Source organism: Rhizobium sp. BT03 (genome assembly GCF_030053155.1).
Taxonomy (GTDB): Bacteria; Pseudomonadota; Alphaproteobacteria; order Rhizobiales; family Rhizobiaceae; genus Rhizobium.
On sequence record NZ_CP125640.1, the window covers coordinates 392,118 to 418,158 of the forward strand.

A 26,041-nucleotide genomic window follows, 5' to 3' on the forward strand; every position below is an offset into this window, starting at 1 on the left:
CGGCCGTCGGACCGCGCGTCTTACTGCTGCGGACGCTTGAGAACCTTGAAGGCGTAGAATTGCGTCTTCTGGGCGGTCGAGAAATTGTTGTCGGAACCGAGAATGAGAATGTCGGTGCCGTCCTTGGCCTTGCCGAGCGACATCGCCTCGATATTGTCGGGGACGAGCCCGATTGCTCTCAAATCAAGGACCTGGCTCTTGCGGGCGGGGACGACGCGCTGGTCGGTTTTGGCGAGCGAAGCGATGGCGGATAGGTCAGTGGCATCGGCCAGATCCATCATCGTGATCTTGATGGTGTTGCCGTAGCCCTGGGCATAGCTGCGCTCGACGGCGAGCAGGCGGTGATCGTCAAGCGCAAGCATTTCCGACATGCCGTTATCGTTGCCGCCGTCGGGTTTGGTGGCGGCCTGCGGGATCGGTGAAACCGGATAGACGTACTGAGCCTTGGGCTCGCCGGTTGCGCCGTCATAACGGATGATGCGCGACAGGCTGCCCGTAGTCAGCGAGGGGTTGGGGCCGTCCTGATAGAGGGCGGCTTCGACGCCGACGAAGACATCGCCCGAGGGGGCCACGGCGAGATCCTCGAAGGCGAGGTTGTCGCGGATGCCGGTCGACTTGTCAGCTGTAGGAGCAAAGCCTTCCGGCAGCTTGAATTCGCGCAGGAAGGAGCCGTCCGGAGCCGTGACGCGGATGAAGGGCGGCAGCAGTGCCTTGCCGTCGCCTTCGCTGCCCCAATAGAGGCCGTCCTTGCCGAGGCGGATCGATTCCGGATCGACGGTTCTCGCGGCGAAGGGCTCGCCGTTCTTATCCTTCAGCGTAGTCTGCTTGACGATGGAGACGCCCTTGAGGCCCGAGGCATCGACATCCACATCGAGTTCATAGAAGCGGGCAGGCGCCCTTTCCGAGCGATCGTCGCTGATGGCGAGATAGTGGCCGGTGGAGGGATCGAAATCGAGGCCGGAAATGCCGCCGAATTCGACGCCGTTTTCCATATGGCCGGTGGGAATGACGAACTCACCGAGATAGGAGAGCGAAATGCCGGCGGCGCAGTCGCCGAAGGGGCAGGCGGTTTCGAAAGTGGCGCCGATATCGGTGGCTGCAATATCTGTCGCACTGACCGTGGCGGTGTTGGACAGGAGAACGAAAGCGGCAGCCGCGAAAAAACGCTTGGTCATGGCAAAGTCCGGCAAGGGGTTGAAAAACGGTTCGAACCGGCGCAGCCGCTCTTCTCGGGAGAAGGCCGCACGCCGACCGCTTCATGCGCCGGTTGTTTAACGGAGTTGTTACGGTTCTTCGTCAGTTCCGTGAAATCGCGGATGCTAAAATGCAGGCCGCGCCGAACGGTATCTATTCCAGTTCGGCGCGACGCTTATAACTTAAATATCGAGGTTTTCAGCGAAGGCCGCGCGTTCCTGGATGAAGCGGAAGCGGGCTTCCGGCTTGGTGCCCATCAGATCGTCGACAGCGCTGCGCGTGCCTTCGAAATCCACCTCGTCGATCAGCACCTTCAGCAGGGTGCGTTTGGACGGATCCATGGTGGTTTCCTTGAGCTGGGCGGGCATCATCTCGCCGAGACCCTTGAAGCGGCTGATCTCGACCTTGGCCTTGCCCTTGAACTCCGTCTGCATCAGCTCGGCGCGATGATTGTCGTCGCGGGCATAGGCGGATTTCGACCCCTGGGTGATCTTGTAAAGCGGCGGCACGGCGAGGAAGAGGTGGCCGCCGCGCACCAGTTCCGGCATCTCCTGATAGAAGAAGGTGATCAGCAGCGAGGCGATATGAGCGCCGTCGACGTCGGCATCGGTCATAACGATGATGCGTTCGTAGCGCAGGTCTTCGTCGCGGTATTTCGAGCGGGTGCCGCAGCCGAGCGCCTGGATGAGATCGGCGAGCTGCTGATTGGCGCCGAGTTTTTCGCGGCCGGCGCTGGCGACGTTGAGGATCTTGCCGCGCAGCGGTAGGATAGCCTGGTTGGCGCGGTTGCGCGCCTGCTTGGCCGAACCGCCTGCCGAGTCGCCTTCGACGATGAAGAGTTCGGCGCCTTCGGCGGTGTTCTGCGAGCAGTCGGCAAGCTTGCCGGGCAGGCGCAGCTTGCGCACCGCCGTCTTGCGGTTGACTTCTTTTTCCTTGCGGCGGCGCAGGCGCTCCTCGGCGCGCTCGATCACCCAGTCGAGCAGCTTGGCCGACTCGTTCGGGTTGTCGGCAAGGTAGTGGTCGAAGGGGTCGCGCAGCGCGTTCTCGACGATGCGCTGGGCCTCGACAGTCGCGAGCTTGTCCTTGGTCTGGCCGACGAATTCGGGCTCGCGGATGAAGACCGACAGCATACCGACGGCCGAGATCATCACGTCGTCGGTGGTGATCTGCGCGGCGCGCTTGTTCTGCGTCAGCTCGGCATAGGCTTTCAGGCCCTTGGTCAGCGCGATGCGCAGGCCGGCCTCATGCGTGCCGCCTTCGGGAGTCGGGATGGTGTTGCAGTAGGAATGGACCTGCGGATCGCCGCCATACCAGGTGATCGCCCACTCCATCGAGCCGTGGCCGCTCGCCTTCTCGGTCTTGCCGGCGAAGATCTCGCGGGTGACGGTGAACTCCTTGCCCATCGTCGCCTGCAGATAATCCTTCAGGCCGCCGGGGAAGTGGAAGACCGCCTTGTCGGGGACCTCGGACCCTTCGGGCAAGACGCCCGGCTCGCAGCTCCAGCGGATCTCGACGCCGCCGAATAGATAGGCCTTCGAGCGCGCCATCCGGAACACCCGGGCGGCGTCGAACTTCATGTGATCCCCGAAGATCTGGGGGTCGGGATGGAAGCGTACGCGGGTGCCGCGGCGATTGTGGACATCGCCCAATTCTTCAAGGCCGCCTTGCGGCAGGCCGCGGGAGAAGCGCTGGCGGTAGAGTTTGCGATTACGCGCTACCTCGACCTCGAGGTCGTCGGAGAGCGCGTTGACGACCGAGACGCCGACGCCGTGCAGACCGCCCGAGGTCTCGTAAGCCTTGCCGTCGAATTTGCCGCCGGCATGCAGCTTGGTCATGATGACTTCGAGCGTCGACTTGCCCGGCACCTGCGGGTGGTTCTCGACCGGGATGCCGCGGCCGTTGTCGGAGACGGTGAGGTAACCCGCGAGGTCGAGATAGACCTCGATGAAATTGGCGTGTCCGGCGACCGCTTCGTCCATCGCGTTGTCGATGACTTCGGCGAAGAGGTGATGCAGCGCCTTTTCGTCGGTGCCGCCGATATACATGCCCGGGCGCATGCGCACCGGCTCGAGGCCTTCGAGGACGCGGATCGACGAGGCGCCGTATTCATCGGCATTCGACGCGGCGGGTGCCGGGCGCGCGGAGGCTCCCGCAGCAGCAGGCACGGCCGTCACCGCCGGCCGTTCGGCGGCAGCCGCAGGCTTCTGCGCCTCCTCGCGTTTTTCAGAGAGGGGCATTCCGGAAAAGAGGTCGTTGCTATCGTCCATGGAGCCGTTCAGATCTTCATCCTGTCTTGGGTCAGGCTTGGGGCTTGCATCCTCCGCCGACCCAAAATCACCGCATTTCATGTCACGTTTGCGAATCAGGCAGATTTTGCCAGAAAGCACCTCTATACGCGACACCGCCAGTTTTGGCGGCTTTTCACACATGATTTGCGTTGCCGGGCGCGGAATGGCAAGCGGCGGCAGGCTTCAGGAACCATCCGAATGCGAATGTCCACAAGTCATTGCACCATCATCACTGCAATTGCGGCGTTTTTCCTGTCCGCGACTATTTTGTCGGCTGTCGGGCCGGCGAGGGCGGGTGATGCGCTGCCGCCGTTCAAGGACGATCTGTTTTCGCAGCAGGCCATCTTGCAGACGGGCGATGACGGCGCCTTCGAGGTCATCGACTATGACGAGATGCGCGATATCAACGGCCGCGACCAGATCCCGCAAAAGCGGGTGCAGCAGAAATATGTGGCGCTCGGCATCCGCAAGGCCCAAGTCGACGAAACCCTGTCTCTCGACGGCGTCAGGCTCGATGTCACCAGGGTGGGACAGGCCCAGAATGCCGCCTTAACGGTGATTTTCATCCATGGCCGCGACGGCGACCGGCGGCTGGGGGCCAACGACTACAGCTTCGGCGGCAATTTCAACCGGCTGAAGAACCTCGTCGCCGGCAATGGCGGCGTCTATTATTCGCCGACGGTCAGGAGCTTCGACAGCAACGGCGTTGCGGCAATCGCCGGCTTGATCCGCTATGCCAGCGCCCAATCGCCCGGCCGGCCGATCGTCCTGTCCTGCGCCTCGATGGGCAGCCAGATCTGCTGGGGCGTTGCGCGTGACGGCGAGAGCGTCAAGCGGCTGAAGGGCATGCTTGTCATGAGCGGCGTCACCGATCCCGATTTTACCAGGAGCGCCTTCTACAAGGCGAAGCTGCCGCTCTGGTTCGCCCATGGCAGCCGTGACCCGGTCTATGCCGCCAGCACCCAGCAGGCGCTGTTCGAAAGCCTGCACAAGGCCAAATATCCGACGCGCTTCACACTGTTTCAGACCGGCAACCACGGGACGCCGATCCGGATGGTCGACTGGCGCCGGGTCTTGAACTGGATTCTCGCCGGTTAGCAGTTGAATTTCGTAGAAATATAGGCGGGATCGCCGAGATTCCCCTTACGTCAAGGGCATGATGCTTTTCTTTGCCGCGCGCTTTTGATATGGCCCAAGGCCTACGCAGAATTTGGAAGGCTGGCATGACACCTGACGTGCGCCCGCTCGTGGCGGGAAACTGGAAAATGAATGGCATGCGTGCCTCCCTGGATCAAATCAAGGCGATCGCCGAGGGCGTTTCCTCGCCGCTTGCCGACAAGGTCGAGGCGCTGATCTGCCCGCCGACGACGCTGCTTTATGTGGCGACGGCGCTCTGCACCGACAGCCCGCTGGCGATCGGCGCTCAGGACTGCCATCAGAACCCGTCGGGCGCGCATACCGGCGATATCTCGGCCGAAATGATTGCCGATTGTTTCGGCACTTATGTCATCGTCGGCCACTCCGAGCGGCGCACCGACCATGCCGAAACGGATCATCTGGTCCGCGCCAAGGCGGAGGCTGCCTTCGCCGCTGGGCTGACGGCGATCATCTGCATCGGCGAGACGGCCGATGAACGCCGGACAGGCCAGGCACTCGACGTGATCAAACGTCAGCTTTCCGCCTCGGTTCCGGACGGCGCCACCGCCGAGAATACCGTCATTGCCTACGAGCCGATCTGGGCGATCGGCACCGGAGTGACGCCGACGGCGGGCGATGTCGAAAAGGCGCATGCCTTCATGCGTGCCGAGCTCGCGGCCCGCTTCGGCGGTGAAGGCCGCAAGATGCGTCTTCTCTATGGCGGCTCGGTCAAGCCCGCCAATGCCGGCGAACTGATGGGCATCGCCAATGTCGACGGTGCGCTGATCGGCGGGGCGAGCTTGAAAGCGGCCGACTTCCTCGCCATCTACCGGGCCTATGAGACGCTGCTCGCCTGAGGCATTGTTCATTCCCGGTTTATTCGTTTATCCAGGGCGTATTCTGGGCCGAAGGGCTTGGAATAGGTGAAAGCCTCATGTAAAGAGCCGCCAGAATTCTTAACTTTGTCCGTCTCCAGGCGGGCAGGACTGGACCCATGCAGACCGTATTGATTGTCATTCATCTCATGATCGTGCTCGCCCTTGTCGGCGTCGTGCTCATCCAGCGCTCGGAAGGCGGCGGCCTCGGCATCGGCGGCGGTTCGGGCTTCATGTCGGCGCGCGGCACGGCCAATGCGCTGACGCGCACGACCGCGATCCTGGCGACCCTGTTCTTCATCACCTCGCTCGGCCTCGGCATTCTGACCCGTTACGAAGGCCGTCCGAGCGATATTCTCGACCGCATTCCGGCAACGGGCGGCCAGGGCAACGGCATTCTCGATTCGCTCGGCGGCGGCGCGCAGGCTCCGGCCAGCCAGCCGGCCGGCAACGGCGTCCCGAGCAGCGGCGCTGCGACGCCAGCACCGCAGGCTCCGGCCGCGACTGCTCCGGCCACTGCGGTTCCGGCAACGACCGCTCCGGCGGCTCAGGCTCCGGCTCCCACCGAACCTTCAGCGACGGCTCCGGCAACGACTGCCCCGGCAGCGCCCGCAACTCCGGCTGCGCCGGCACCGGCTCAGCCCGCCGGCGTCCCGACGGGACAGTAAACCGGTCTTCGACATAAACCGCCGGCAGGCCCTCGGGTCTGCCGGTTTTCTTTTGTTCAGATTCCTTCGCCACGCTTCGAAAATTCCGGAAAAGAATTTTTGGGGCTGGTGGAATCGTTTTTGAAAAGGTATCCGGTGAATCCCATGGCGCGATACGTATTCATCACTGGCGGCGTGGTTTCCTCCCTCGGAAAAGGAATTGCGGCCGCGGCTCTCGGAGCGTTGCTGCAGGCCCGTGGATATCGGGTGCGGCTTCGCAAGCTCGATCCCTATCTGAACGTTGACCCGGGCACGATGAGCCCGACTCAGCACGGCGAGGTCTTCGTCACCGACGACGGCGCGGAAACCGATCTCGATCTCGGCCACTACGAACGCTTCACGGGGCGTTCGGCGACCAAGACCGACAACATCACCACCGGCCGCATCTATAAGAACATCATCGACAAGGAACGGCGCGGCGACTATCTCGGCGCGACGGTGCAGGTCATCCCGCACGTCACCAACGAGATCAAGGATTTCGTCATCGAGGGCAATGACGATTACGACTTCGTCATCTGCGAGATCGGCGGCACGGTCGGCGACATCGAGGCGATGCCCTTCATGGAGGCGATCCGCCAGCTCGGCAACGACCTGCCGCGCGGCACCGCCGTCTACGTCCATCTGACGCTGATGCCCTATATTCCGGCGGCCGGCGAACTCAAGACCAAGCCGACCCAGCATTCGGTCAAGGAACTGCAGGCGCTCGGCATTCATCCCGATATCCTGCTGGTGCGCGCCGACCGCGAAATTCCGGAAGCCGAGCGCCGCAAGCTGTCGCTGTTCTGCAATGTGCGCCCGTCGGCCGTCATCCAGGCGCTCGACGTCGCCAACATCTACGACGTGCCGATCGCCTACCACAAGGAAGGCCTTGACGACGAAGTGCTGGCTGCCTTCGGCATCGAGCCGGCGCCGAAGCCGCGTCTCGACCCCTGGGAAGAGGTCTGCAACCGCATCCGCACGCCTGAGGGCGAGGTGACGATCGCGATCGTCGGCAAATATACCGGTCTCAAGGATGCCTATAAATCGCTGATCGAGGCGCTGCATCACGGCGGCATCGCCAATCGCGTCAAGGTCAAGCTCGAATGGATCGAGTCCGAGGTCTTCGAAAAGGAAGATCCGGCACCCTATCTCGAAAAGGTGCACGGCATTCTCGTGCCCGGCGGCTTCGGCGAACGCGGTTCGGAAGGCAAGATCCACGCCGCCCGCTTCGCCCGCGAACGCAAGGTGCCGTATTTCGGCATCTGCTTCGGCATGCAGATGGCGGTCATCGAGGCGGCGCGCAATCTCGCCGACGTGCCTGGCGCTTCCTCGACCGAATTCGGTTCGACCAAGGAGCCGGTGGTCGGCCTGATGACCGAATGGGTCAAGGGCAACGAGCTGCAGAAGCGCACGGCAGCCGGCGATCTCGGCGGCACGATGCGTCTCGGCGCCTATAAGGCGGCGCTGAAGAAGGGCACGAAGATCTCGGAGATCTACGGTTCCACCGATATTTCCGAGCGTCACCGCCACCGTTACGAGGTCAATGTCGACTACAAGGACCGGCTCGAGAGCTGCGGCCTCGTCTTCTCCGGCATGTCGCCGGATGGCGTGCTGCCGGAGACGATCGAATATCCCGATCATCCATGGTTCATCGGCGTGCAGTATCACCCCGAACTGAAGAGCCGGCCGCTCGACCCGCATCCGCTGTTTGCCAGCTTCATCGAAGCGGCGACGGAACAGAGCCGCCTCGTCTAACCGCAATGACGATCCAGATCGCGCGATTTCACGCGCGATCTGGGCAAGCACCTGTGGTGCTCTATATCGCCGGCATGGCCACCCGACGCAGCACCACCGTTTCACGCTTCATCGCCGCGCCGCCTGAGCGCATCTACCGTGCCTTCCTGGATGCAGAGGCGGTCGCCACCTGGCTTCCGCCCGGTTCGATGCGGGGGATCGTCCATGCCTTCGAGGGCAGGGAAGGCGGCGCGTTCAGCATGTCGCTGGTCTATCCCGATGACGAGGCGTGTCAGCCAGGCAAGACCTCCGACAAGACCGACAGGTTCGAGGGCCGTTTCGCGAGCCTCGTGCCTGACGAACGGATCGTCTGGGCCACGGTCTTCGATTCCGAAGATGAAAGCTTTTCCGGTGAGATGATGGTCAGTACGACATTGTCGCCTGCGGATGGCGGCACCGATGTGACGATGGTCTGCGACAACGTTCCCTCCGGCATTCGCCTTGAAGACAATGAGGAAGGCTGCCGATTGACGCTCGGCAACCTCGCCGCTTTCGTCGGCGGCTGAAACTCGGCGGCAGATCTAACCGCCGCCGAATTCCATCGTCAGGCTGCGACCGGCAGCGGGCCGATATAGACCGAGCGTGGCCGAATCAGCCGGCCGTCGAGCGCCTGTTCGCGCGCATGCGCCAGCCACCCGACCGTGCGGCCGATCGCGAAGACGCCGGTGAAGGCTTCTCGTGGGAAACCCAACGCTTCGAGCAGTAGCGCAGTGTAGAACTCGACGTTGACGTCGAGCGGCCGGTCCGGCTTGCGCGCTTTCAGGATCGCCAAAGCGGCAGCCTCCACGGCTTCGGCCAGCGCGCCGCGAGCGCTGTCGACCTGTCCTGTTGATATCAGCGGCTTCAGGGCGCCTTTCAGCGCATCGGCGCGCGGATCGCGGACGCGGTAGATGCGGTGGCCGAAGCCCATCAGCCTCTCGCCGCGATCAAGCGCCTTACCAAGCCATTGGGCCGCATTCTCGGCGGCTCCTATCGCGTCCAGCATGTCGAGCACCGGCCCGGGTGCGCCGCCATGCAGCGGTCCCTTCAGCGCGCTCAGCGCCGCCAGCACCGAGGAGGTAAGGCCGGCCTGCGTCGAGGCGATGACGCGCGATGCGAAGGTCGAGGCATTGAGGCCATGGTCGGAGATCGTAACGAGATAAGTATCGAGCGTCGCCGTCTGCTCCCTGGTCGGTAATTGTCCGGTCAGCATGCGCAGGATATCGGCCGCCTGCGGCAGCGCGGCGTCGGGCGCGATCGGTTTTTCTCCGCGCTGCAGGCGCAGAACCGCCGGCAGGAAGACTGCGGGCGCCGCGAGAAGGCTGAGCGCTGTATCAAAATCCTCGCCGTCGGGCAGCCGGGCGATCAGTGCCCGCATCGCATCGACCGGCGGCAGCGCCAGCAGGGAGGCATCGGCGGTCTCGACATGGTGGAAAATCCCGGCTCGTGCTTTCGCCAGCCATTGGCGCAATTGCGCCTCGTCGAAGCTTCGCTCCGTCAGCCCGTCGAGCAGCAATGCGGCGACACCTTCATAGCTGCAGTCTGCGACCAGCTGATCCAGCGAGACACCGCGGATGATCAGCCGCCCCGCTTCGCCATCGACATCCGAAAGCTGCGTTTCGGCGGCAATGACGTCTTCCAAGCCATTTTTCATGTTGTTTCTCCTTTACCGCCGGGATGATCCGACCTACTCTCATTGACGTCAATCTTGATGTAATCGATCAATATGAGACTTCGATGCCGTGGCTGACCGCCGAGGAAGCGCTGCAGGCGCTGAAGACCAAGCCGCAAACGCTCTACGCCAATGTCAGCCGCGGGCGCATCCGCGCCAAGCCCGATCCCGTCGACCCGCGCCGCAGCCTCTATCAGGCGGACGACGTGCAGCGGCTGGCCGAACGCCATGCCGGCCGGCGCAAGGCTGAAACGGTTGCCGCCGAGACGATTCGCTGGGGCGACCCGGTGCTCTCCTCGGCGATCTCCACCATCATCGGCGGACGGCTTTTCTATCGCGGGCGGGATGTCGCCGATTTCGCCGAGACGGCGACGCTGGAGCAGACGGCGGCATTGCTCTGGAACGGTGCGGAAGTACTTGCCTCCGGCAATGTGGCGGGCCATGCGGCTCCATCGCTCCAGGCTGCATTCCTGGCGCTTGCCGGGCGGGTGACATCGGACCTGCCGTCGCTCGGCCGGTCGCAGGCAGCCCTTCGCAAAGAAGCAGGCGGGGTGCTGTCTACGGTCGCCGATGCACTGGCGCCGGGGCCTTCAGACCAGCCGCTGCATTTGCGGCTTGCAGAGAGCTGGCAGCGACCGAATGCTGCAGATTGCCTGCGCCGGGCGCTGGTGCTGCTTGCCGATCACGAACTCAACGCCTCGACCTTCGCGGCGCGTGTCACGGCATCGGCGGGTGCTGCGCTTTCGGCCGCCGTGCTTTCCGGGCTGGCGACGCTGACGGGGCCGCTGCATGGCGCCGCCTGGCAGGGTGTCGACACCTTGATCGAGGCGGCTTCGGCCCTCGGGGCGGAGCAGGCAATTCGCCGCACGCTTGCCCAGGGCCATCGCCTGTCGGCCTTTGGCCATCCGCTCTATGCTGACGGCGATATCAGAGCTCAGGCGCTGCTTTCGCATTTCTCCCTGCCGCAACAGTTTGCCGAACTCAGGGAAATCGGCGAGGAGATGGTCGGCGAGAAGGTCAATGTCGATTTCGCGCTTGCCGCGATGGCCGCCGTCTTCGATCTGCCGCGGGAGGCGCCGATCATCATCTTCGCGCTTGCCCGTTCCGCCGGCTGGCTGGCGCATGCGATGGAGCAAATCGACAGCGGCGAATTGATCCGGCCGCGGGCGCGTTATGCCGGGCCGGCGCCTGAAATGAGCGGCCGCGCTTAAGGAGCGTGCCGGTTGCTTTTTTGCCTATGGAAATATCCGAATTCGGCTATCATGCCAGACATGGAAGAAGACGGTTGGCGGGCGCTTTCGAAAAAGCTGTCCGCACGGTCATGGGGGCTTTCCATGCATAGGACCTTTCGCAGCCTGCTTGCCGCCGCACTCGCTGTCGGCCTCATTCCGCATGGAGCGGCCGTTGCGCAGTCTGCCGGCTGCACGATCGCGCGTGACGCCAGCGCCCGCCAGGTGTTCACTTGTCCCGGCGGGGTAAAGATCACGGCAGAGGCCGGCGCTTCCTTCCGCCTTGCCGACCGCAACCGTGACGGCAGCCCCGATTCGGCGTCGCTGCGGCGCAAGGCGATCCTCGTCGATGTCGACAGCAGCCAGCACGCCGGCGGTTTCCAGGTGGTGACGCCGCAGGCAATCGCTGCAGTGCGCGGCACGCAATGGGCCGTCGACGTCGCGGCCGGCAAAACCTCGGTGCTGGTCGTCAGGGGCAGCGTCGCGGTCCGCCGGCCGGCCGGCGAGCCCGTGGTGCTGTCGCCGGGCGAGGGCGTCGACGTCAGCGGCGGAACCGAACCGCTTGTCGTGCGGCGCTGGCCGGCGCCGCGTGCCGCCGCCCTTCTTGCCCGCCTCGGCCAATAAATCCATGAACCATCGCCTGCAGACGGTGATCGCGCTGCTGCTCGCCGGTCTTTGGGGGGCTGCACTCGGCTATGCCAATCTCAATGGCGGAAGCGGCCTGCTCGACCGGATGGAGGCATCTCTTGCCGATATCCGCAGCGTCGTCATCGGGGCGAAGACGCCGCCGCCTGTCGTCTCGATCGTTGCAATCGACGACCGCACCGCCGCCGCCCACGGCTATCCGCTTGATCGGGCCACGCTTGCGCGCCTCGTCGGTACAATCACCGCCTTGAAGCCGAAGGCGCTGGCGCTCGATATTCTGCTCGTCGATCCCGGGCCGGAGGAGGGCGATGCGGCGCTGGCTGCCGCCCTTGCACAAGGGCCGAGCGTGATTGCCGCCGCGGCCACCTTTGCCAGGAGCAGCCAGGAGGTCACCGATGCGGCGAACGATCCGCTTGCCGCCATCCCCGAGGCAAGCCAGCTTCTGTTGCCGCTTCCCCGCTTCGCCGAGGCAGCCGCCGTCGGCATCGTCAATGTCGCAACCGACCAGACCGGCACGCCGCGTTTCATTCCGCTGATTTCGCGCGGCACGGAGCGGCTGGATCCGGCCTTTCCGCTGCGCGCCGCTTCGGTGGCGCTCGGCGTCGATCCCAGCATCGAACCTGGCGCCATCATGCTCGGAAAGCTGCGTATTCCCACCGATATCGGCCAGCGCCTGCCGGTGACCTTCTATGGCGCGCATGGCAGCATCGCCACATCAAGCGCCGCCGATGCGCTGGATGGTGGGCTTTCTGGCGATGCCGTTGCCGGCCGCATCGTCGTCATCGGTTCGACGGTCACCGGCGGCGGCGACGTTTTCCCGACGCCGTTCGACCCCGTCATGCCTGGTGTCGAAGTGATGTCGACGGCGATCACCCATCTCGTCAGCGGCGACGGCATGGTGCGCGACCACAGGATACGGCTGATCGATGCCGGCACCGCCGTTGGGCTGCCGCTCGTGCTCGTTTCGTTGATCGCCTGGCGGCGAAGCGCCGCGGGCTATGTCATCATCGTGCTGACGCTGATCGTCTGGGCAGTGCTCAATCTGTCGGCCTTTGCGCATGGCTACTGGCTGAGTGCGGCGCTGCCGATCGCCGCAGCGCTGCCGCCGGCGCTGATCTTCGGCGCAGCCGAACTCTGGCTCGACCGCGGCCGCGCCCGCCATTTCGCCGAGCAGAGCGCGCTGCTGCAGCGCATCGAGGCGCCCGGCCTCGGCGAGTGGCTGGCGCGCGATCCGAATTTCCTCGCCCGGCCGGTGCGCCAGAACGCCGCCGTCATCTTCATCGATCTCTCGGGTTTCACCGGCCTCAGCGAAAACCTCGGGCCGGTCAAGGTCAGCGAGGTGCTGAGCGGTTTCTTCGAACTGATCGACGAGGAGGCGCGCGCGCACGGCGGCGCCATCACCAGCTTCATGGGCGACGGGGCGATGATCCTGTTCGGCCTGCCGGAGCCAGCCGATGACGATGCCGCCCGGGCGGCCGCCTGCGCCGTCAGCCTGTGCGAGCGCACCCGGGGCTGGCTTCAGGCGCATGCGGGTTTTGCCGAGAAGAAGATCGGCTTCAAGGTCGGCGCCCATTGCGGCCCGATCGTCGCCTCGCGGCTTGGGACCGGCGACCGGCAGCAGATCACCGCGGCGGGCGACACGATCAATGTGGGCAGCCGGCTGATGGAGGTGGCCGCGCTCCATGGCGTCGAACTGGCGCTGAGTGCCGAGATCGTCCGCGCCGCAGGCCCCGACAGCGCGCTGCTGCAGGCCGGCCGCATGGAGGGCCCGTTGGAAACGGCGCTGCGCGGCCGGGCGAGCCATATCGACACCTGGCTGTGGCGAAGCCGCACGCTTTGACAATCGCCGCGGGAGCGGCTAGGAACGGCGCAAATACCCCGCCGGCTGGCTCCGGCCATGGCGCATTTCGCGCCTGACAGCTCCGAAAGATCGAAACCCATGACAGAATTCAACGGCGTCGTTCCGGCGATCGCCAAGGCGTTGCAGAAGCGCGGTTACGCCGAACTCACCCCGGTCCAGAAGGCGATGCTCGATCCTGATCTCGCCGCTTCCGACGCGCTGGTCTCGGCCCAGACCGGCTCCGGCAAGACCGTCGCCTTCGGCCTGGCGCTGGCGCCGACGCTGCTTGAAGGCGGGGAGCGCTTCGGCAATGCCGGCGCGCCACTTGCGCTTGTCATCGCCCCGACGCGCGAACTTGCCCTGCAGGTGAAGCGTGAGCTCGAATGGCTCTATGAGATGACCGGTGCGGTGATCGTCAGCTGCGTCGGCGGCATGGATATCCGCAGCGAGCGCCGAGCGCTCGAACGCGGCGCCCATATCGTCGTCGGCACGCCCGGCCGTCTCTGCGACCATATCCGCCGCCGGGCACTCGACATGTCGGAACTAAAGGCCGCCGTGCTCGACGAAGCCGACGAGATGCTCGATCTCGGCTTCCGCGAAGATCTGGAATTCATTCTCGATTCGGCGCCGGACGAGCGCCGGACGCTAATGTTTTCGGCAACGGTGCCGGCCGCGATCGCCAAGCTTGCCAAGAGCTATCAGCGCAACGCCGTGCGCATCAGCACCGCCGCCGAGGAAAAGCAGCATATCGACATCGAATATCGCGCGCTGATGGTGGCCCCGAGCGACCGCGAGAATGCGATCATCAACGTGCTGCGCTATTACGAGGCGACCAACGCCATCGTCTTCTGTTCGACGCGCGCTGCCGTCAATCACCTGACCGCGCGCTTCAACAACCGCAATTTCGCCGTCGTGGCGCTTTCCGGCGAGTTGACGCAGAACGAACGCAGCCATGCGCTTCAGGCGATGCGCGACGGGCGAGCCCGCGTTTGCATCGCGACCGACGTCGCTGCCCGCGGCATCGACCTGCCGGGCCTCGATCTCGTCATCCATGCCGACCTGCCGACCAATCCGGAAACGCTGCTGCACCGCAGCGGCCGCACCGGCCGGGCCGGGCGCAAGGGTATCAGCGCCATGATCGTGCCGCTGAATGCACGGCGCAAGGCCGAGCGCCTGCTCGAGAACGCCGGTATTTCGGCCGCCTGGGCTCGCCCGCCGTCGGCCGAAGAGGTGAATGAGCGCGACGACGAGCGGCTGCTTGCCGATCCGATCTTCAGCGAAGCGCCGCAGGAGGAAGAACAGGGGCTGGTGCAGCAGCTGCTTTCGAGCCACGGCGCCGAAAAGCTCGCCGCCGCTTTCCTGCGTCTTTACCGCACCAATCATTCGGCGCCGGAGGATCTGATCGAGGTCACCGTGCAGGACGGGGGCAGCCGCAAACGCCGGGACAATGCCGAGCCTTACGAGCCGGCGCAGAAGGGACCGCGCGAGGATTTCGGCGCCAGCGTCTGGTTCTCCGTCTCGGTCGGGCGAAAGCAGAATGCCGAGCCGCGCTGGCTGATCCCGATGCTCTGCCGCAACGGCAATGTGACGAAGCGCGAGATCGGCGCGATCAAGATGCAGCCCGAGGAAACCTTTGTGGAGATCGCGGCAGCGAGTGCCGAAAGCTTCCTGGCGGCGATCGGCCCGAACAAGGCGCTCGAACGCGGCATCCGCGTGACCAGGCTTTCCGGCACGCCGGATTTCAGCCGGGCGCCGTCGCCGAAACCCTATGCCGGCAAGTCGTCGCGTGAGGAACGGCCGGGCGACACGTTCCGCGACGAACGCCCGAAGAACAAGTTCGGCAAGGGTCCAGGCGGCGGATATGCTGCAGCCGACAATAGTGGCCAGCAAAGGCAGGATAGCAAACCCTGGAGCAAGAAACCCGGCAAGCCTGGCTTCGATGGTCCGAGATCAGATAAGCCGAAGTTCGACAAGCCTAAATACGACAAGCCAAAATTCGAAGGCGGGAAATCCGAAGGCGCCAAATCCGAACGCCCGAAATACGAAGGCAAGGGCGGCGCCGGGCCGAAGAACAAGTTCTCGAAGAAGAAGCCTGGCTGATTTCGCCGCAGCCCTACGCCGGTCCAGGCGGGGGCTTTATTCCCAGAACGGCGGCACGCGGCATCCGCATGAGGTCTTTTGAATCGGATTTCGCAATGGGGCAGCATTGCTGTCTGGTTGGTGAAGGCTGCCCCTCACCCTAACCCTTGCCGGGGTCGAGCCACTTGTCTCGACCCGTCCTTCGGACCCCCGTAAACGGGTAGAGGGGACGTGCCAAACGCGGCGTTAAAGTTGAGGCGGCGGGTGCGGCATATCCCCTTCGCCCCGCTTGCGGGGATACTACTTGTGTCTAAATGAGGCAGGGAGCATGACGACGATAAAACGCTCCGGCACGCCGCGTCCCGATCCGGCCGCCTTCATCCAGGCCCATCTGCCGATTTCACCCGTTCCCGCCATTCCCGAAATCCTGCTCCATACCGCGGGCCCTGCGAGTGGGCTCTGGCGGCTTGCCGGCCGCGGAGAAGCCGATCCAGCGCCCTACTGGGCCTATCCCTGGGCGGGCGGCGCCGTGCTTGCCCGCCATCTGCTCGATCGGCCGGAAGTGATCGCCGGCCGCCGCGTCGTCGATCTCGGCGCTGGTTCCGGGCTCGTCGCCATCGCTGCGGCCAAAGCCGGAGCGGCCGCGGTGACGGCGGTCGATGTCGATGCCAATGCCATTGCTGCAATCGGTCTCAACGCGGCGATCAACGGCGTGGACATCGTTGCCATCGCCGCCGATATCATCGAGGCGCCGCCGCCGGAGGCAACTGATCTCCTCGTTGTCGGCGACCTGTTTTATGATCCAGTGCTCGCCGTGCGGGTCATGGCTTTCCTGCGGCGTTGCCAGGCCTCCGGCATCGAGGTGCTGATCGGCGATCCCGAGCGCGTCTATCTGCCCCAAGGCGCACTTCAGCGAATCGCGACGCATGCGGTTGCGGATTTCGGCGCGGGGTCCAGCGACGGGGCAGTGCAGGCGGGCGTTTTTTCCCTTTCCTGAAGCAGCTGAAAGTCGAAACTATACCAGAAGATCCGGCCGCAACAGCATGACCGGGCAGGGCGCTCCGGCGGGCAGCTCCGGCGCATGCGGCGGGCGGATGATGAGGCAATCGGCTTGGGCAAACACCTTCATCATCGAGGAATCCTGCTTGCCGAAGGGTTCGGTCAGCCAGTTTCCGGCGGCGGATTTCGAGAGTTTCGCCCTGATATAATCCTGGCGGTGGTCGTTGGCGCGTAGCGTGACGGCCGCCTCCACCATTGCTTCGCGCTGCACGGGCGGCAGGGAGGCGAGTTTGCGGATTAGCGGCTCCAGGAAGAGCAGCGAGCAGACCAAGCTCGAGACCGGATTGCCGGGCAGGCCGAGTACATGGGTCTCGCCGAAGCTGCCGACCATCAGCGGTTTGCCGGGGCGCATGGCGATGCGCCAGAAATCGAGCTGCATGCCGGCCTCGATCAGCGTCGCCTGCACCAGATCGTGGTCGCCGACCGAAGCGCCGCCGAGCGTGACGATGACATCGGCCTGGGCGTCTCGCGCCATGTCGATCGCCGCGGTGATCCTCGCCTTATCGTCCGGCACGATGCCGAGATCGAGCACGTCGGCGCCGGCTTTACGGGCAAGGGCTGCGATACCGAACGTGTTGGAGGCGATGATCTGTGAAGGGCCGGGCGTGCTTCCGGGCGGCAGCAGTTCGTCGCCGGTTGCGAGGATGGCGATCAGCGGGCGTTTGAGGATCTCGACATCGGGCCGGTTCATGCCGGCCGCCACCGTCAGCCGCGAGAAATCGAGCACAGTGCCGGCCGAGAGCACCGCTTCGCCTTCGGTAAAATCCTGGCCGCGGGGACGCACATGCTGACCCTGCCGGACCGGGAAATTGGTGCGGATGCCGCCTTCGATCTTCTCGGCATCCTCCTGCAGCAGGACGCTGTCGGCGCCCGACGGAACGGGGGCGCCGGTGAAGATGCGGACGGTCTCGCCCTTGCCGACGTTTCCTTCAAAGGCATGGCCAGCTGAAGATGTGCCGATGACCTTCAGCACGGCGCCCGGCTCCGGCGCATCGTCGCGGCGCAGCGCATAGCCATCCATGGCCGACGCGTTGAAGGGCGGTTGGGTTATCCCGGCCTTGAGATCGACGGCCAAGATGCGGCCTACGGCCTCGGCGAGCGGCAACGTCTCCGATATCGCGACTGGCCTTGCGCGAGAAAGCAAGCGGCTTAAAGCCTCGGTGACCGGGAGAAGGTTCATCTCGCCTCCGGATGACGGAAATCGCCCGACTTGCCGCCGGATTTTTCGAGCAGCCTGACGCCGCCGATCTCCATTGCCTTGTCGGCGGCCTTGGCCATGTCGTAGATCGTGAGGCAAGCAACCGAGACGGCGGTCAACGCCTCCATCTCCACACCGGTCTTGCCGGTCAACTTGGCGGTTGCCGTGACGCGCAGTCCGGGCAGGGCGGCGTCTTCCTCGATCTCGACGGTGACCTTGGTCAGCATCAGCGGATGGCAGAGCGGGATGAGATCGGCGGTGCGTTTGGCCGCCATGATGCCGGCAAGGCGCGCCGTGCCGATCACATCGCCCTTCTTGGCATTGCCTTGGCGGATCAGCGTGAGGGTTTCCGGCGCCATCTTCACATGGCCTTCGGCCGTGGCGATGCGCACCGTCTCGGCCTTGTCTGAGACGTCGACCATATGCGCCTCGCCTGAGGCATCGATATGGGTGAGGCCGGGCTTTCCGCCGCTCATATCATTCGGCCGCGATGGCGGCTTCGCCGAAGAGCAGCGCGCGGGTGGCGGCCGTCACGTCGTCCTTTCGCATCAGGCTTTCGCCGACAAGGAAGGTGCTGATATCGACGGCCTGCAGGCGCTTGCAATCGGCATGGGTGAAGATGCCGCTTTCGCCTATGAGGAGGCGATCTGCCGGAACCATGGAAGCAAGCGTCTCGCTGACCGTCAGGCTGACCTCAAAGGTCCTGAGGTTGCGGTTGTTGATGCCGATGAGCGGCGAGGACAGCTTTAGCGCCCGCTCCATCTCGTCAGCGTCGTGGACCTCGACCAGCACGTCCATGCCGAGCGAGAAAGCTTCGTCCTGCAGCCGTTCGGCATCGTCATCGGTGAGCGACGCCATGATGAGCAGAATGCAGTCGGCTCCCCAGGCGCGCGCCTCATGGACCTGATAGGTCTCGAACATGAAATCCTTGCGCAAAGCGGGGAGCGCGCAGGCGGCCCGTGCCGCCGTCAGGAACTCCGGCGCGCCCTGAAAGCTCGGCGTGTCGGTCAGCACGGAAAGGCAGGCCGCGCCACCAGCCTCATAGGCCTTTGCCAGCGCCGGCGGATCGAAATCCGGACGAATGAGGCCCTTCGACGGGCTCGCCTTCTTGATCTCGGCGATCAGACCGAAATGGCCGGCGTCACGCTTGGCCGTGAGCGCCTTGTAAAAACCGCGCGGCGCGGACTGGCCGGCCTGCATCGCCTTCAGGTCGGCAAGCGACACCGCAGCCTTGGCGGCGGCGATCTCCTCGCGCTTGTAAAGTTCGATCTTCTTCAGGATATCGGTCATCGGGCAATCCTAGTCGATATCGTTGGAAACGGCGATGAGTTTGTCGAGGGCGAGCGCGGTGGCGCCGCTATCGAGCGACTGCGCGGCCAGCGTCATGCCGTCGCGGATCGTTTCGACCTTGCCGGCGATGACGAGGGATGCTGCAGAATTGGCGAGCGAAATATCCCGATAGGCGTTCTTCGCGCCGCCCAGCACCTCGCGAAGTGCTGCGGCATTGGCAACACCGTCGCCGCCCTTGATGTCTGCGAGCACGCAAGGGCTGACGCCGAAATCGGCCGGCGACAGCACGAATGTGCGGATCTTGCCGTCTTCGAGCGCGGCCACCTGGGTGATGCCGGTCGTGGTGATTTCGTCGAGGCCGTCGCCATGCACCACCCAGACGCATTCGGAACCCAGATCGCGCATGACTTCGGCAAGCGGCACCAGCCATTGCGGCGAGAAGACGCCGAGCAGCTGGCGGCGGACGCCGGCCGGACTGGAAAGGGGGCCCAACAGGTTGAAAATGGTGCGGGTGCCGAGTTCGACGCGGGAGGGGCCGACATGGCGCATGGCGGAATGATGAAGCTGGGCGAACATGAAGCCGACGCCGGCCTCGGTGATGCAGCGGGAAATGATCTCGGGGCCGACATCGAGCTTGACGCCGAGTGCGGCCAGATTGTCCGCCGCGCCCGATTTCGAGCTCAGCGCCCGGTTGCCGTGTTTTGCGACGGGAACACCGGCGCCGGCAACGATCAGCGCCGCCAGCGTCGAGATATTGTAGGTGCCGCTGGCATCGCCGCCAGTGCCGACGATGTCGATCGCATCGGCCGGCGCCTCGACGGTCAGCATCTTCGAGCGCATCGCGGTGACGGCGCCGACGATCTCGTCGACGGTTTCGCCGCGCACACGCAGCGCCATCAGGAAGCCGCCGATCTGCGAGGGCGTCGCCTGGCCCGACATCAGAATGTCGAAGGCGGCGCGGGCCTCGTCACGCGTCAGCGGCTCGCGGCTTGCGGCCTTGGCCAGGAACGGCTTCAGATCGGTCATAAGGCCTCCTAACGAAGCGTCGCCTGTTCGGCGAGCGTCTGGTTGATCTGCGCGCCGTACTGCGTCTGCAGCAGGTTGACCATCTGATCGAGAATATCGTCGCCGGCGGCATTGGCCATGGCGGTGATCTGGGCATCGCGGTTGTTCAGCGCGTCGCTGGTCGGCTCGCTGTTGACCTCGGTGACCTTCATCAGGATCTGCGTCGAGGGATCGGCGCCGACAGCACTCGCAACCGCATCGATGGGGCCGGAGAAGGCGGCGGTGACGCCGGCGCGGCCAAGCACCGGATCATCGGTGGAGCGGGTGACGCCGCTCTTGCTTTCGACGGCAATGCCGAGCGGCGTTGCGATATCGGCAAGCGCGGTGCCCTTGGCGGCTTCGGCCTTCAATGCGTCGGCCTTCTTGGCGAGTTCGGCCTTCTGCTGTTCGGCCGTCCAGTCCTCGACCGCCTTTTCGCGGACCTCGGCGACCGGGCGCTCGCGGGTCGGGGTAATTTCGCGGACGTTGAACCAGACATAGCCGTCATTGCCGATCGGCAGCGGCGGCGCATCGACGCCGACCTCGGTCTTGAAGGCTTCGCCGAGCAGCTGCTGCTTGACGGGGATATCCTTGACCTCTTTGCCGTCCTTGTCGGCGCCGGTCATATCGACGGCGTCGACGGTCACGGCCTTCAGTTTCAGCTGGCCGGCGATATCCTCGAGCGTGGCCCCGCCGGCGCGCAGATCCTCGATGCGGTCATGAACGTTGATCACTTCCTGCGAGGCATTGGAAAGCGCCAGCTGCTTGCGGATGTCCTCTTTCACCTCGTCGAAATTCCGGGTGGTTTCCGGCTTGATGTTGGTGATGCGCAGGATGACGGAGCCGAAGGAGCCATCGACGACAGGTGTCGTGCCGCCGTCCTTCGAAACTGCGAATGCCGCATCGGCAACGGCCTGGTCGGGAACCTTGTCCTTGGTGAATTCGCCGAGCAGCACGTCGCTTGCGGTCTTGCCCTGGTCGGAGACCAGCTGGTCGAAGCTGGTGCCGCCCTTCAGCGCGGTTTCGGCGGCAGCGGCAAGATCCTTGCTGGCAAAGGTCAGCTGTTCGATGGTGCGGCTTTCCGGCGTGCGGTAGGTATCCTTGCTCTTGTCGAAGGCTTCGTGGATCTGGTCGTCGGTGACGGTCGCGGCGTCGGCGATATCGGCGGGCTGCAGCGAGAGATAGACGAGTTTGCGGTACTCAGGCGCCTGGTAGCGCTGCTTGACGCTCTCGAACCACGCCGCCAGCACGTCGTCGGCAGGCGCCTTGATCGGCTCGATATTGGCGTTGGTGAGCAGCAGATAATCGATGCTGCGGCTTTCATTGCCGTAGAGCTTCAGCGCGTCGACCAGCGTCTTCGGGGCGGTGAAGCCGTTCGAGATGGCATCGACGACCTGGCTGCGGACGGCCACCTTGCTGCGCTCCTTGATGTAATCGTCCTGGCGGATATTGGCATTGCGCAGCCGCGAGACGAAGAGTTCGCGGTCGAACTTGCCGTTGACGGCCTTGAAAGCCGGATCGTCGGCGATCAGCTGGGCGAGGCGGTCTTCGGACAGGCCGAGGTTCATGTCCTCGGCGAGCTGGTCGAGCGAGGCGCCGGCGACGAGCTGGGCGAGCACCTGCTGCTCGACGCCGAAGGCGCGGGCCTGTTCCGGGGTGAGGCGCATGCCGAACTGCTGGCCGAGGCTTGCCACCTGGCGCTGATAAGCGAGGTGGAATTCGTTGACGTCCACATGCTGATCGCCGACGGTTACCACCGTGGTGCTGTTGCCGCCCGACAAGAGCTGATGCGACACGCCCCAGGCGCCGAAGGAGACGACGAGGAGAAGCAGGAGCAGCTTGGCAACCCAGGTCTGAGCAGCTCTTCTCAGGATATGGAACATGGAAACGCAAACCTCGCAGTATCATTGAGCCGCGCGCGGGCGGACATTCGACGTTCCTTAAAACAAACCCGACAGGAAATGAAGGGTTTGTCGCGCGAAAAGCTGCACAAGCCCGCCGCTTATCCGCGGCGGCTTTGCGGCCAACAAAAGATCGGTTGCGGCGGAACCTTTCGGGCCGCCATTTCGTTGAAGCGGCATCCCATGCAACAGGAGCAGACCATGGCTGAATTGAAAACCGCTTCCGCCGAATCCACCGCTGCGCGCGTCAAGGCTGATATGGCAGCAGACGACCTGTCGGCGCAGGTCGCAGCCCTTCGCAACGATCTCTCCCGGCTGACGGAAAGCGTGGTCGCGCTCGGGCAGGGGGCAAAGTCGGCGGTTACCGACGAGGCGTCGCTGATGACCGAACAACTGCGCGACAAGGTTCGTGAAGAGCCGCTGATGGCGCTCGCGGTGACGGCAGGCATCGCCTATGTTTTCGGCCTGCTGAGCCGCCGCTGAAAGACAATTCGGGAAAGAGAAAAGCTGGTCGGGAAAGAGAAAAGCCGGACGCGAAGCGCGCCCGGCTTTTGAATTGTGTCCGCTGCATCAGCGGCAATCAGCGGCGTATGGCGCGGCCGACGAAAATCAGAATGCAGGCACCGACGAAGCCGGTGATCAGATAACCCAGCCAACCGGCCAGCGGCTGGATGTGCAACAGACCCAGGATCCAGTTGGCGACGATGGCGCCGACGATGCCGAGCAATATGTTCATGAGCAAACCCATGTTGCTGCTCATGGCTTTTTCCGCCAGCCATCCGGCGATGCCACCGATGATGATGGCTGCAATCCAACCCACGCCTGCGTTTTCCATGGTTATCTCCCTCCTGGCAAAACGAGTCACAGAATGCACGAAACGAAAGGAAGTTCCACTCCCAGTTACGAGATTGCCTGCCGGTTCAACAACTTATGTGACTTACGGCTGCAGCATGGTCACGGGGGAGTGCAACGCGTAGGAAGCAATCTGGAACAACAGGCCGGCAATGGCAAGCATTGCGAATCCCAACGGCATGATCAGGCTTTTTGTAAACATTGTTCTTCTCCCCTTTGCATAAGCATAAGCGGAAGAGGACGGCGCGCAAGTATATTGTTAATGAATAGTTAAGTATGGCATTTAGTTAAAATTTAATACATCAGATCTCGCTGCAATTCTTGCATGAATTGAAACTCTTCTTGTTCGACCTTTATGGGTGTGCTGCCAAGCCGTGCCCATTGCGCCCCGGCGCCTGATCATCTGTTCAGGGCCGGCTCGCTTCCAGCTCAATGACCGCGGCCCCTCGGCCGTCCAGCCCGCGAAGGCTTACCTTCGTTTCATCAATCGCTTGTGCCCGGACAACACGCCGTCCACCGTAAGAGAGCGTGCCACTCTTTTCTTGAACGCCATGGCTGAACACGAGGGTGATCGTATCCCCGATATGGATTGCGGTCTCGGGCGCGGTCACCGACTCGAACTCGTCAATGTCTCCGGGACTCCCCAGCAGTTCTTTCGGGATTGCGAAACGCTGCGCCCTGAAGCGCACTTCATAGTGATAGGTGGTTCCAACGGACAGATGATGTGTGCGAACGTAGTAGATCTTCCAAGGCGACGGACGTGTCTCGTACTGGAGCATACGCTGTGAACCGGAACAGCCGGCAAGTGTCCCCAGCATCAACAAGGGGATACCCAGCCACGGCCACAATATATTTCTCCGATTTTTCATAGGATGCTTCTGTTATGGATGCCGCGCCTTTTGAGGCGCAAAGAGATATGTCGGGCAGGTGGGGCAAATCAGGTTTCGAGAAGCCCCGCAAACCTAGTCTCGATTTCTTGGCGCCCAGCGACGGTTATTCCTTTGGTTGCAAAGCTCTTTGCCGCCAGATCCTCACCGGCGAAGAGAGGTGACAATTGAACGAGAGCCGCGGCCGCGGCATATTGCGGATCTGAAGCCAACAGTCCGATCATCATGAACAAGACCAGGCGGATCAACGGGAGTTTGCGCGACTTTGCGCGGAGAGGTTTGTTCATCATCCAGCTCTCCCTCGGTGTGTGCGATCCGTCAGCCTTTGATCGCTACCGACGCGGCGATTTCCTCCATCACGTCCTTCAAGCCTTCGTATTTGTCTTGCGAGGCGGTACCAATGAAGCCGATAAATGCACCGCTTCCCGTCGGGGCGACAATCTGAACAAAGTTCTTCTTCACACCGTTTTCTGTAAAAGTGCCATGGCTGGCGATGCCGTCGAGGTCGGCAAACATGGTGTCTTCCTGCGTTTCGGTGGTAACGTCGTCGCCGAGTGCGTTCATGACAATGTTGGCAAAGGTTTTCAGGTCGCCGGCCGGGGCGCCGGTTTGCGTATAGGTTACGACGATCTGCGGCTGCGTGGCCTCCGGATCGACGTCCTTGGGACCGACGGTCAGGAGCGCGCCGGTATGGTTCGTGACGCTCGCCAAGCGAAACGGTTCGACAATGTCGAGTTCATACGGCAGTTCAGCAAGCCGCGGATCACCCTCCGGCTCGCTCGCAGCGCCAGCGAGTTTCACGGAAGCGAAGGCCGCCTTCATCGCGTCCTCGTCAAGGTCGCTGTCCTTGGGGATCTGGAACGTGATCATAACGACCTTGTCAGCCGCGTATAGCGCCATCCATTTTTCGAGCGTCACGCCATTCGCTTCCTGGCTTCCGCGCAGGAGTGGGATCGTGTCGCCGTCAGCGTTGTCGATCTCCTCACGGCTTTCGACCGTTATGCCCTTCTGCGCGAAAGCGGCGGCCGCGCCGCTTTGATCAGCAAAAAGGCCCGAGAGCTGTGAGGCGGCTTCCGCAGGAAACTCTGCGACGAGGAAGCTGCCCTTCTTTTCGACATTCTCAAAGCCAGTAAACCCACCGGCAATCGTAAAGCCCTCCGGCGGCGTCATCGTAACCGACGTGCCGGGCACGGCGAGCTGAGCGATGGCTATGCCGGCATGCAGCGCTAGTGCAGCCAGTACCGCCACGGGCCTTCCAACGAAACGCGAAAGGTTGCCGGCCCACGAGTATTTCCTATTGGTCATTTAATGCCTCTGCTCTGAATTCGTCTCAGTGTATTGATGTCGTGTCCGACGAAGGGACGGTTGCTTTTTCCGGGCGGGTCCTTCGGATGGGACGCTTTGCGACCGCCCAGTCCAGAATCTCCAGCGCAATAGTCGACTGCGTCGCGCGGGAACGGAAGTGTCGAAAGTCATGCCGGAAGGAAGGAGGCCAGTTGCTCCATCCTCCGTTGCCCCATAATGCGCTACCTAGACCCCGTCACAGCGGTCACCTATCCGGGCCTGCGTGGCGAAAGTTTCGCAATTCGTCCCGTTTCATATCGGCAGATCGCCCGACCGGGAGCCGGCAAGCCATCCGCACCAAATCGCCTTCAGTCCGAATTCGGAATTGACGTCATGAAGCTGAAGCTCGACGGACTCGCGACCGGCAGCACCAGCCGAAAGCGGCTGCCGCGACCGGGGCGAGAACGAACATCCACCGGATGATCCAGCAAGCGCGACAGGCGGTGCACGACCGAAAGGCCGATGCCGAGGCCATGCGTACGGCCGCTGCCTGGATTGTGAGCCTGGTAGAACTCTTCGAAGACATGCCCAAGATGCTCGGCTTCGATGCCGATCCCGGTGTCACGGACGTCGACCCACACACGGTCGCCGCGTGCGCGAGCCGTGACGCTTGCACCGCCGCGCACCGTATACTTCATCCGGTCGGCCTTGGCGATGACGCTCCGCAGCAGTTCGTCGGCAGGGCGCGCCGGTGGATTGATTTTGCCGGGGAATGCATCATCTTTCCCTTATCGCCAATCGATCCGGGGAAACTTGATGTCAAAAGCCGCAATCGCCGTCGCCTGCATCTGCCTTCTCACACTTTCCGGCTGCGGCAATACCGCATACGGGTTGAAGAAGGATGGACAGGAGGCGAGCCACGCCATGGACAATGCGACACATCGGGTGCTTTCCGCAGGCGCCAAGAAATAAGGAGCGCGCCAAGAAGTACGGCGCGGAAAAAAGCATCACGGCGAAAAAAAAGCCCGCCTGGGGTGAGGCGGGCTTGCAATAACAGGAAGAATGGACGGATAGACGCCGTCTCTGCTAATGAAGCATTTCCTTAAGC

General features: G+C 63.6%; 25 protein-coding genes. 12 read left to right on the top strand and 13 right to left on the bottom strand.

The genetic code is table 11. From position 1 onward, the window contains the following. Positions 1–20: 20 nt before the first annotated feature. Positions 21–1,175, bottom strand: a complete 1,155-nt coding sequence (locus QMO80_RS01895) for an esterase-like activity of phytase family protein (protein WP_283198663.1) — start codon at positions 1,173–1,175, stop codon at positions 21–23. A 201-nt stretch (positions 1,176–1,376) separates the two neighbouring features. Further along, complete coding sequence (parE, locus tag QMO80_RS01900) at positions 1,377–3,461, bottom strand: DNA topoisomerase IV subunit B (protein WP_283198664.1); 2,085 nt, start codon at positions 3,459–3,461, stop codon at positions 1,377–1,379. Positions 3,462–3,680: 219 nt separating this feature from the next. Here parE and QMO80_RS01905 point away from each other — a divergent pair, with 219 nt between their 5' ends. The 5 genes from QMO80_RS01905 (at position 3,681) to QMO80_RS01925 (ending at position 8,480) form a co-directional block, all read left to right on the top strand. Continuing rightward, complete coding sequence (locus tag QMO80_RS01905; RefSeq protein ID WP_283198665.1) at positions 3,681–4,580, top strand: alpha/beta hydrolase; 900 nt, start codon at positions 3,681–3,683, stop codon at positions 4,578–4,580. 125 nt (positions 4,581–4,705) lie between these two features. Beyond that, positions 4,706–5,476 (top strand): triose-phosphate isomerase, encoded by a 771-nt coding sequence (gene tpiA / locus QMO80_RS01910; RefSeq protein WP_283198666.1) that lies wholly within the window; start codon positions 4,706–4,708, stop codon positions 5,474–5,476. Positions 5,477–5,613: 137 nt separating this feature from the next. Then, a complete protein-coding gene (gene secG, locus QMO80_RS01915) occupies positions 5,614–6,162 on the top strand; it encodes a preprotein translocase subunit SecG (protein ID WP_283198667.1) in 549 nt (182 codons plus the stop codon). A gap of 144 nt (positions 6,163–6,306) precedes the next feature. Continuing rightward, positions 6,307–7,935: a CTP synthase gene (locus QMO80_RS01920; protein ID WP_283198668.1), complete on the top strand. Its 1,629-nt coding sequence runs from the start codon at positions 6,307–6,309 to the stop codon at positions 7,933–7,935. A 74-nt stretch (positions 7,936–8,009) separates the two neighbouring features. Further along, on the top strand, positions 8,010–8,480 hold the full coding sequence (locus tag QMO80_RS01925) for an SRPBCC family protein (protein ID WP_283200087.1): 471 nt from the start codon (positions 8,010–8,012) through the stop codon (positions 8,478–8,480). Positions 8,481–8,518: 38 nt separating this feature from the next. Here QMO80_RS01925 and QMO80_RS01930 read toward each other — a convergent pair whose 3' ends face one another. Continuing rightward, on the bottom strand, positions 8,519–9,607 hold the full coding sequence (locus QMO80_RS01930; protein ID WP_283198669.1) for a citrate synthase/methylcitrate synthase: 1,089 nt from the start codon (positions 9,605–9,607) through the stop codon (positions 8,519–8,521). An 83-nt stretch (positions 9,608–9,690) separates the two neighbouring features. Between QMO80_RS01930 and QMO80_RS01935 the strand changes: the two genes are divergently transcribed. From QMO80_RS01935 to QMO80_RS01955, 5 genes are all read left to right on the top strand, one after another. After that, positions 9,691–10,836 carry a citrate synthase gene (locus QMO80_RS01935; protein WP_283198670.1) on the top strand — a complete coding sequence of 382 codons (1,146 nt, stop codon included), beginning with the start codon at positions 9,691–9,693 and terminating at the stop codon, positions 10,834–10,836. 123 nt (positions 10,837–10,959) lie between these two features. After that, positions 10,960–11,478 (top strand): FecR domain-containing protein, encoded by a 519-nt coding sequence (locus QMO80_RS01940; protein WP_283198671.1) that lies wholly within the window; start codon positions 10,960–10,962, stop codon positions 11,476–11,478. A 4-nt stretch (positions 11,479–11,482) separates the two neighbouring features. After that, a complete protein-coding gene (locus QMO80_RS01945) occupies positions 11,483–13,339 on the top strand; it encodes a CHASE2 domain-containing protein (protein WP_283198672.1) in 1,857 nt (618 codons plus the stop codon). A gap of 99 nt (positions 13,340–13,438) precedes the next feature. Continuing rightward, positions 13,439–15,439, top strand: a complete 2,001-nt coding sequence (locus QMO80_RS01950) for a DEAD/DEAH box helicase (RefSeq protein WP_283198673.1) — start codon at positions 13,439–13,441, stop codon at positions 15,437–15,439. A gap of 316 nt (positions 15,440–15,755) precedes the next feature. Next, positions 15,756–16,415 carry a methyltransferase gene (locus QMO80_RS01955; protein ID WP_283200088.1) on the top strand — a complete coding sequence of 220 codons (660 nt, stop codon included), beginning with the start codon at positions 15,756–15,758 and terminating at the stop codon, positions 16,413–16,415. A gap of 18 nt (positions 16,416–16,433) precedes the next feature. On the opposite strand, the gene glp is transcribed toward QMO80_RS01955, so the two are convergent. Genes glp through QMO80_RS01980 form a run of 5 tightly spaced genes read right to left on the bottom strand, consistent with a single transcriptional unit; the run spans position 16,434 to position 21,892 of the window. After that, positions 16,434–17,657 carry a gephyrin-like molybdotransferase Glp gene (glp, locus tag QMO80_RS01960; RefSeq protein WP_283198674.1) on the bottom strand — a complete coding sequence of 408 codons (1,224 nt, stop codon included), beginning with the start codon at positions 17,655–17,657 and terminating at the stop codon, positions 16,434–16,436. Continuing rightward, positions 17,654–18,151, bottom strand: coding sequence for a cyclic pyranopterin monophosphate synthase MoaC (gene moaC, locus QMO80_RS01965; RefSeq protein WP_283198675.1), 498 nt, complete (start codon positions 18,149–18,151; stop codon positions 17,654–17,656). Before moaC ends, glp begins: the two co-directional genes overlap by 4 nt. A 1-nt stretch (position 18,152) precedes the next feature. Beyond that, complete coding sequence (gene trpC / locus QMO80_RS01970) at positions 18,153–18,965, bottom strand: indole-3-glycerol phosphate synthase TrpC (RefSeq protein WP_283198676.1); 813 nt, start codon at positions 18,963–18,965, stop codon at positions 18,153–18,155. A 9-nt stretch (positions 18,966–18,974) separates the two neighbouring features. After that, a complete protein-coding gene (gene trpD, locus QMO80_RS01975) occupies positions 18,975–19,991 on the bottom strand; it encodes an anthranilate phosphoribosyltransferase (protein WP_283198677.1) in 1,017 nt (338 codons plus the stop codon). A gap of 8 nt (positions 19,992–19,999) precedes the next feature. Then, on the bottom strand, positions 20,000–21,892 hold the full coding sequence (locus QMO80_RS01980) for a peptidylprolyl isomerase (protein WP_283198678.1): 1,893 nt from the start codon (positions 21,890–21,892) through the stop codon (positions 20,000–20,002). A 219-nt stretch (positions 21,893–22,111) separates the two neighbouring features. Between QMO80_RS01980 and QMO80_RS01985 the strand changes: the two genes are divergently transcribed. Beyond that, positions 22,112–22,393: a hypothetical protein gene (locus QMO80_RS01985; protein WP_003573046.1), complete on the top strand. Its 282-nt coding sequence runs from the start codon at positions 22,112–22,114 to the stop codon at positions 22,391–22,393. A gap of 97 nt (positions 22,394–22,490) precedes the next feature. On the opposite strand, the gene QMO80_RS01990 is transcribed toward QMO80_RS01985, so the two are convergent. From QMO80_RS01990 to QMO80_RS02010, 5 genes are all read right to left on the bottom strand, one after another. Then, positions 22,491–22,745: a GlsB/YeaQ/YmgE family stress response membrane protein gene (locus QMO80_RS01990; protein WP_283198679.1), complete on the bottom strand. Its 255-nt coding sequence runs from the start codon at positions 22,743–22,745 to the stop codon at positions 22,491–22,493. Between the two features lie 424 nt (positions 22,746–23,169). Next, positions 23,170–23,631, bottom strand: coding sequence for a hypothetical protein (locus QMO80_RS01995; protein WP_283198680.1), 462 nt, complete (start codon positions 23,629–23,631; stop codon positions 23,170–23,172). A 68-nt stretch (positions 23,632–23,699) separates the two neighbouring features. After that, a complete protein-coding gene (locus tag QMO80_RS02000) occupies positions 23,700–23,939 on the bottom strand; it encodes a hypothetical protein (RefSeq protein ID WP_283198681.1) in 240 nt (79 codons plus the stop codon). A gap of 28 nt (positions 23,940–23,967) precedes the next feature. Further along, the gene (locus QMO80_RS02005; protein ID WP_283198682.1) at positions 23,968–24,954 is read right to left on the bottom strand and encodes a hypothetical protein; all 987 of its coding nucleotides are present in this window, start codon (positions 24,952–24,954) and stop codon (positions 23,968–23,970) included. A 347-nt stretch (positions 24,955–25,301) separates the two neighbouring features. Continuing rightward, complete coding sequence (locus QMO80_RS02010) at positions 25,302–25,631, bottom strand: HAMP domain-containing sensor histidine kinase (RefSeq protein WP_283198683.1); 330 nt, start codon at positions 25,629–25,631, stop codon at positions 25,302–25,304. A gap of 118 nt (positions 25,632–25,749) precedes the next feature. Between QMO80_RS02010 and QMO80_RS02015 the strand changes: the two genes are divergently transcribed. Then, the gene (locus tag QMO80_RS02015; RefSeq protein ID WP_003573054.1) at positions 25,750–25,905 is read left to right on the top strand and encodes a hypothetical protein; all 156 of its coding nucleotides are present in this window, start codon (positions 25,750–25,752) and stop codon (positions 25,903–25,905) included. Positions 25,906–26,041 lie beyond the last annotated feature (136 nt).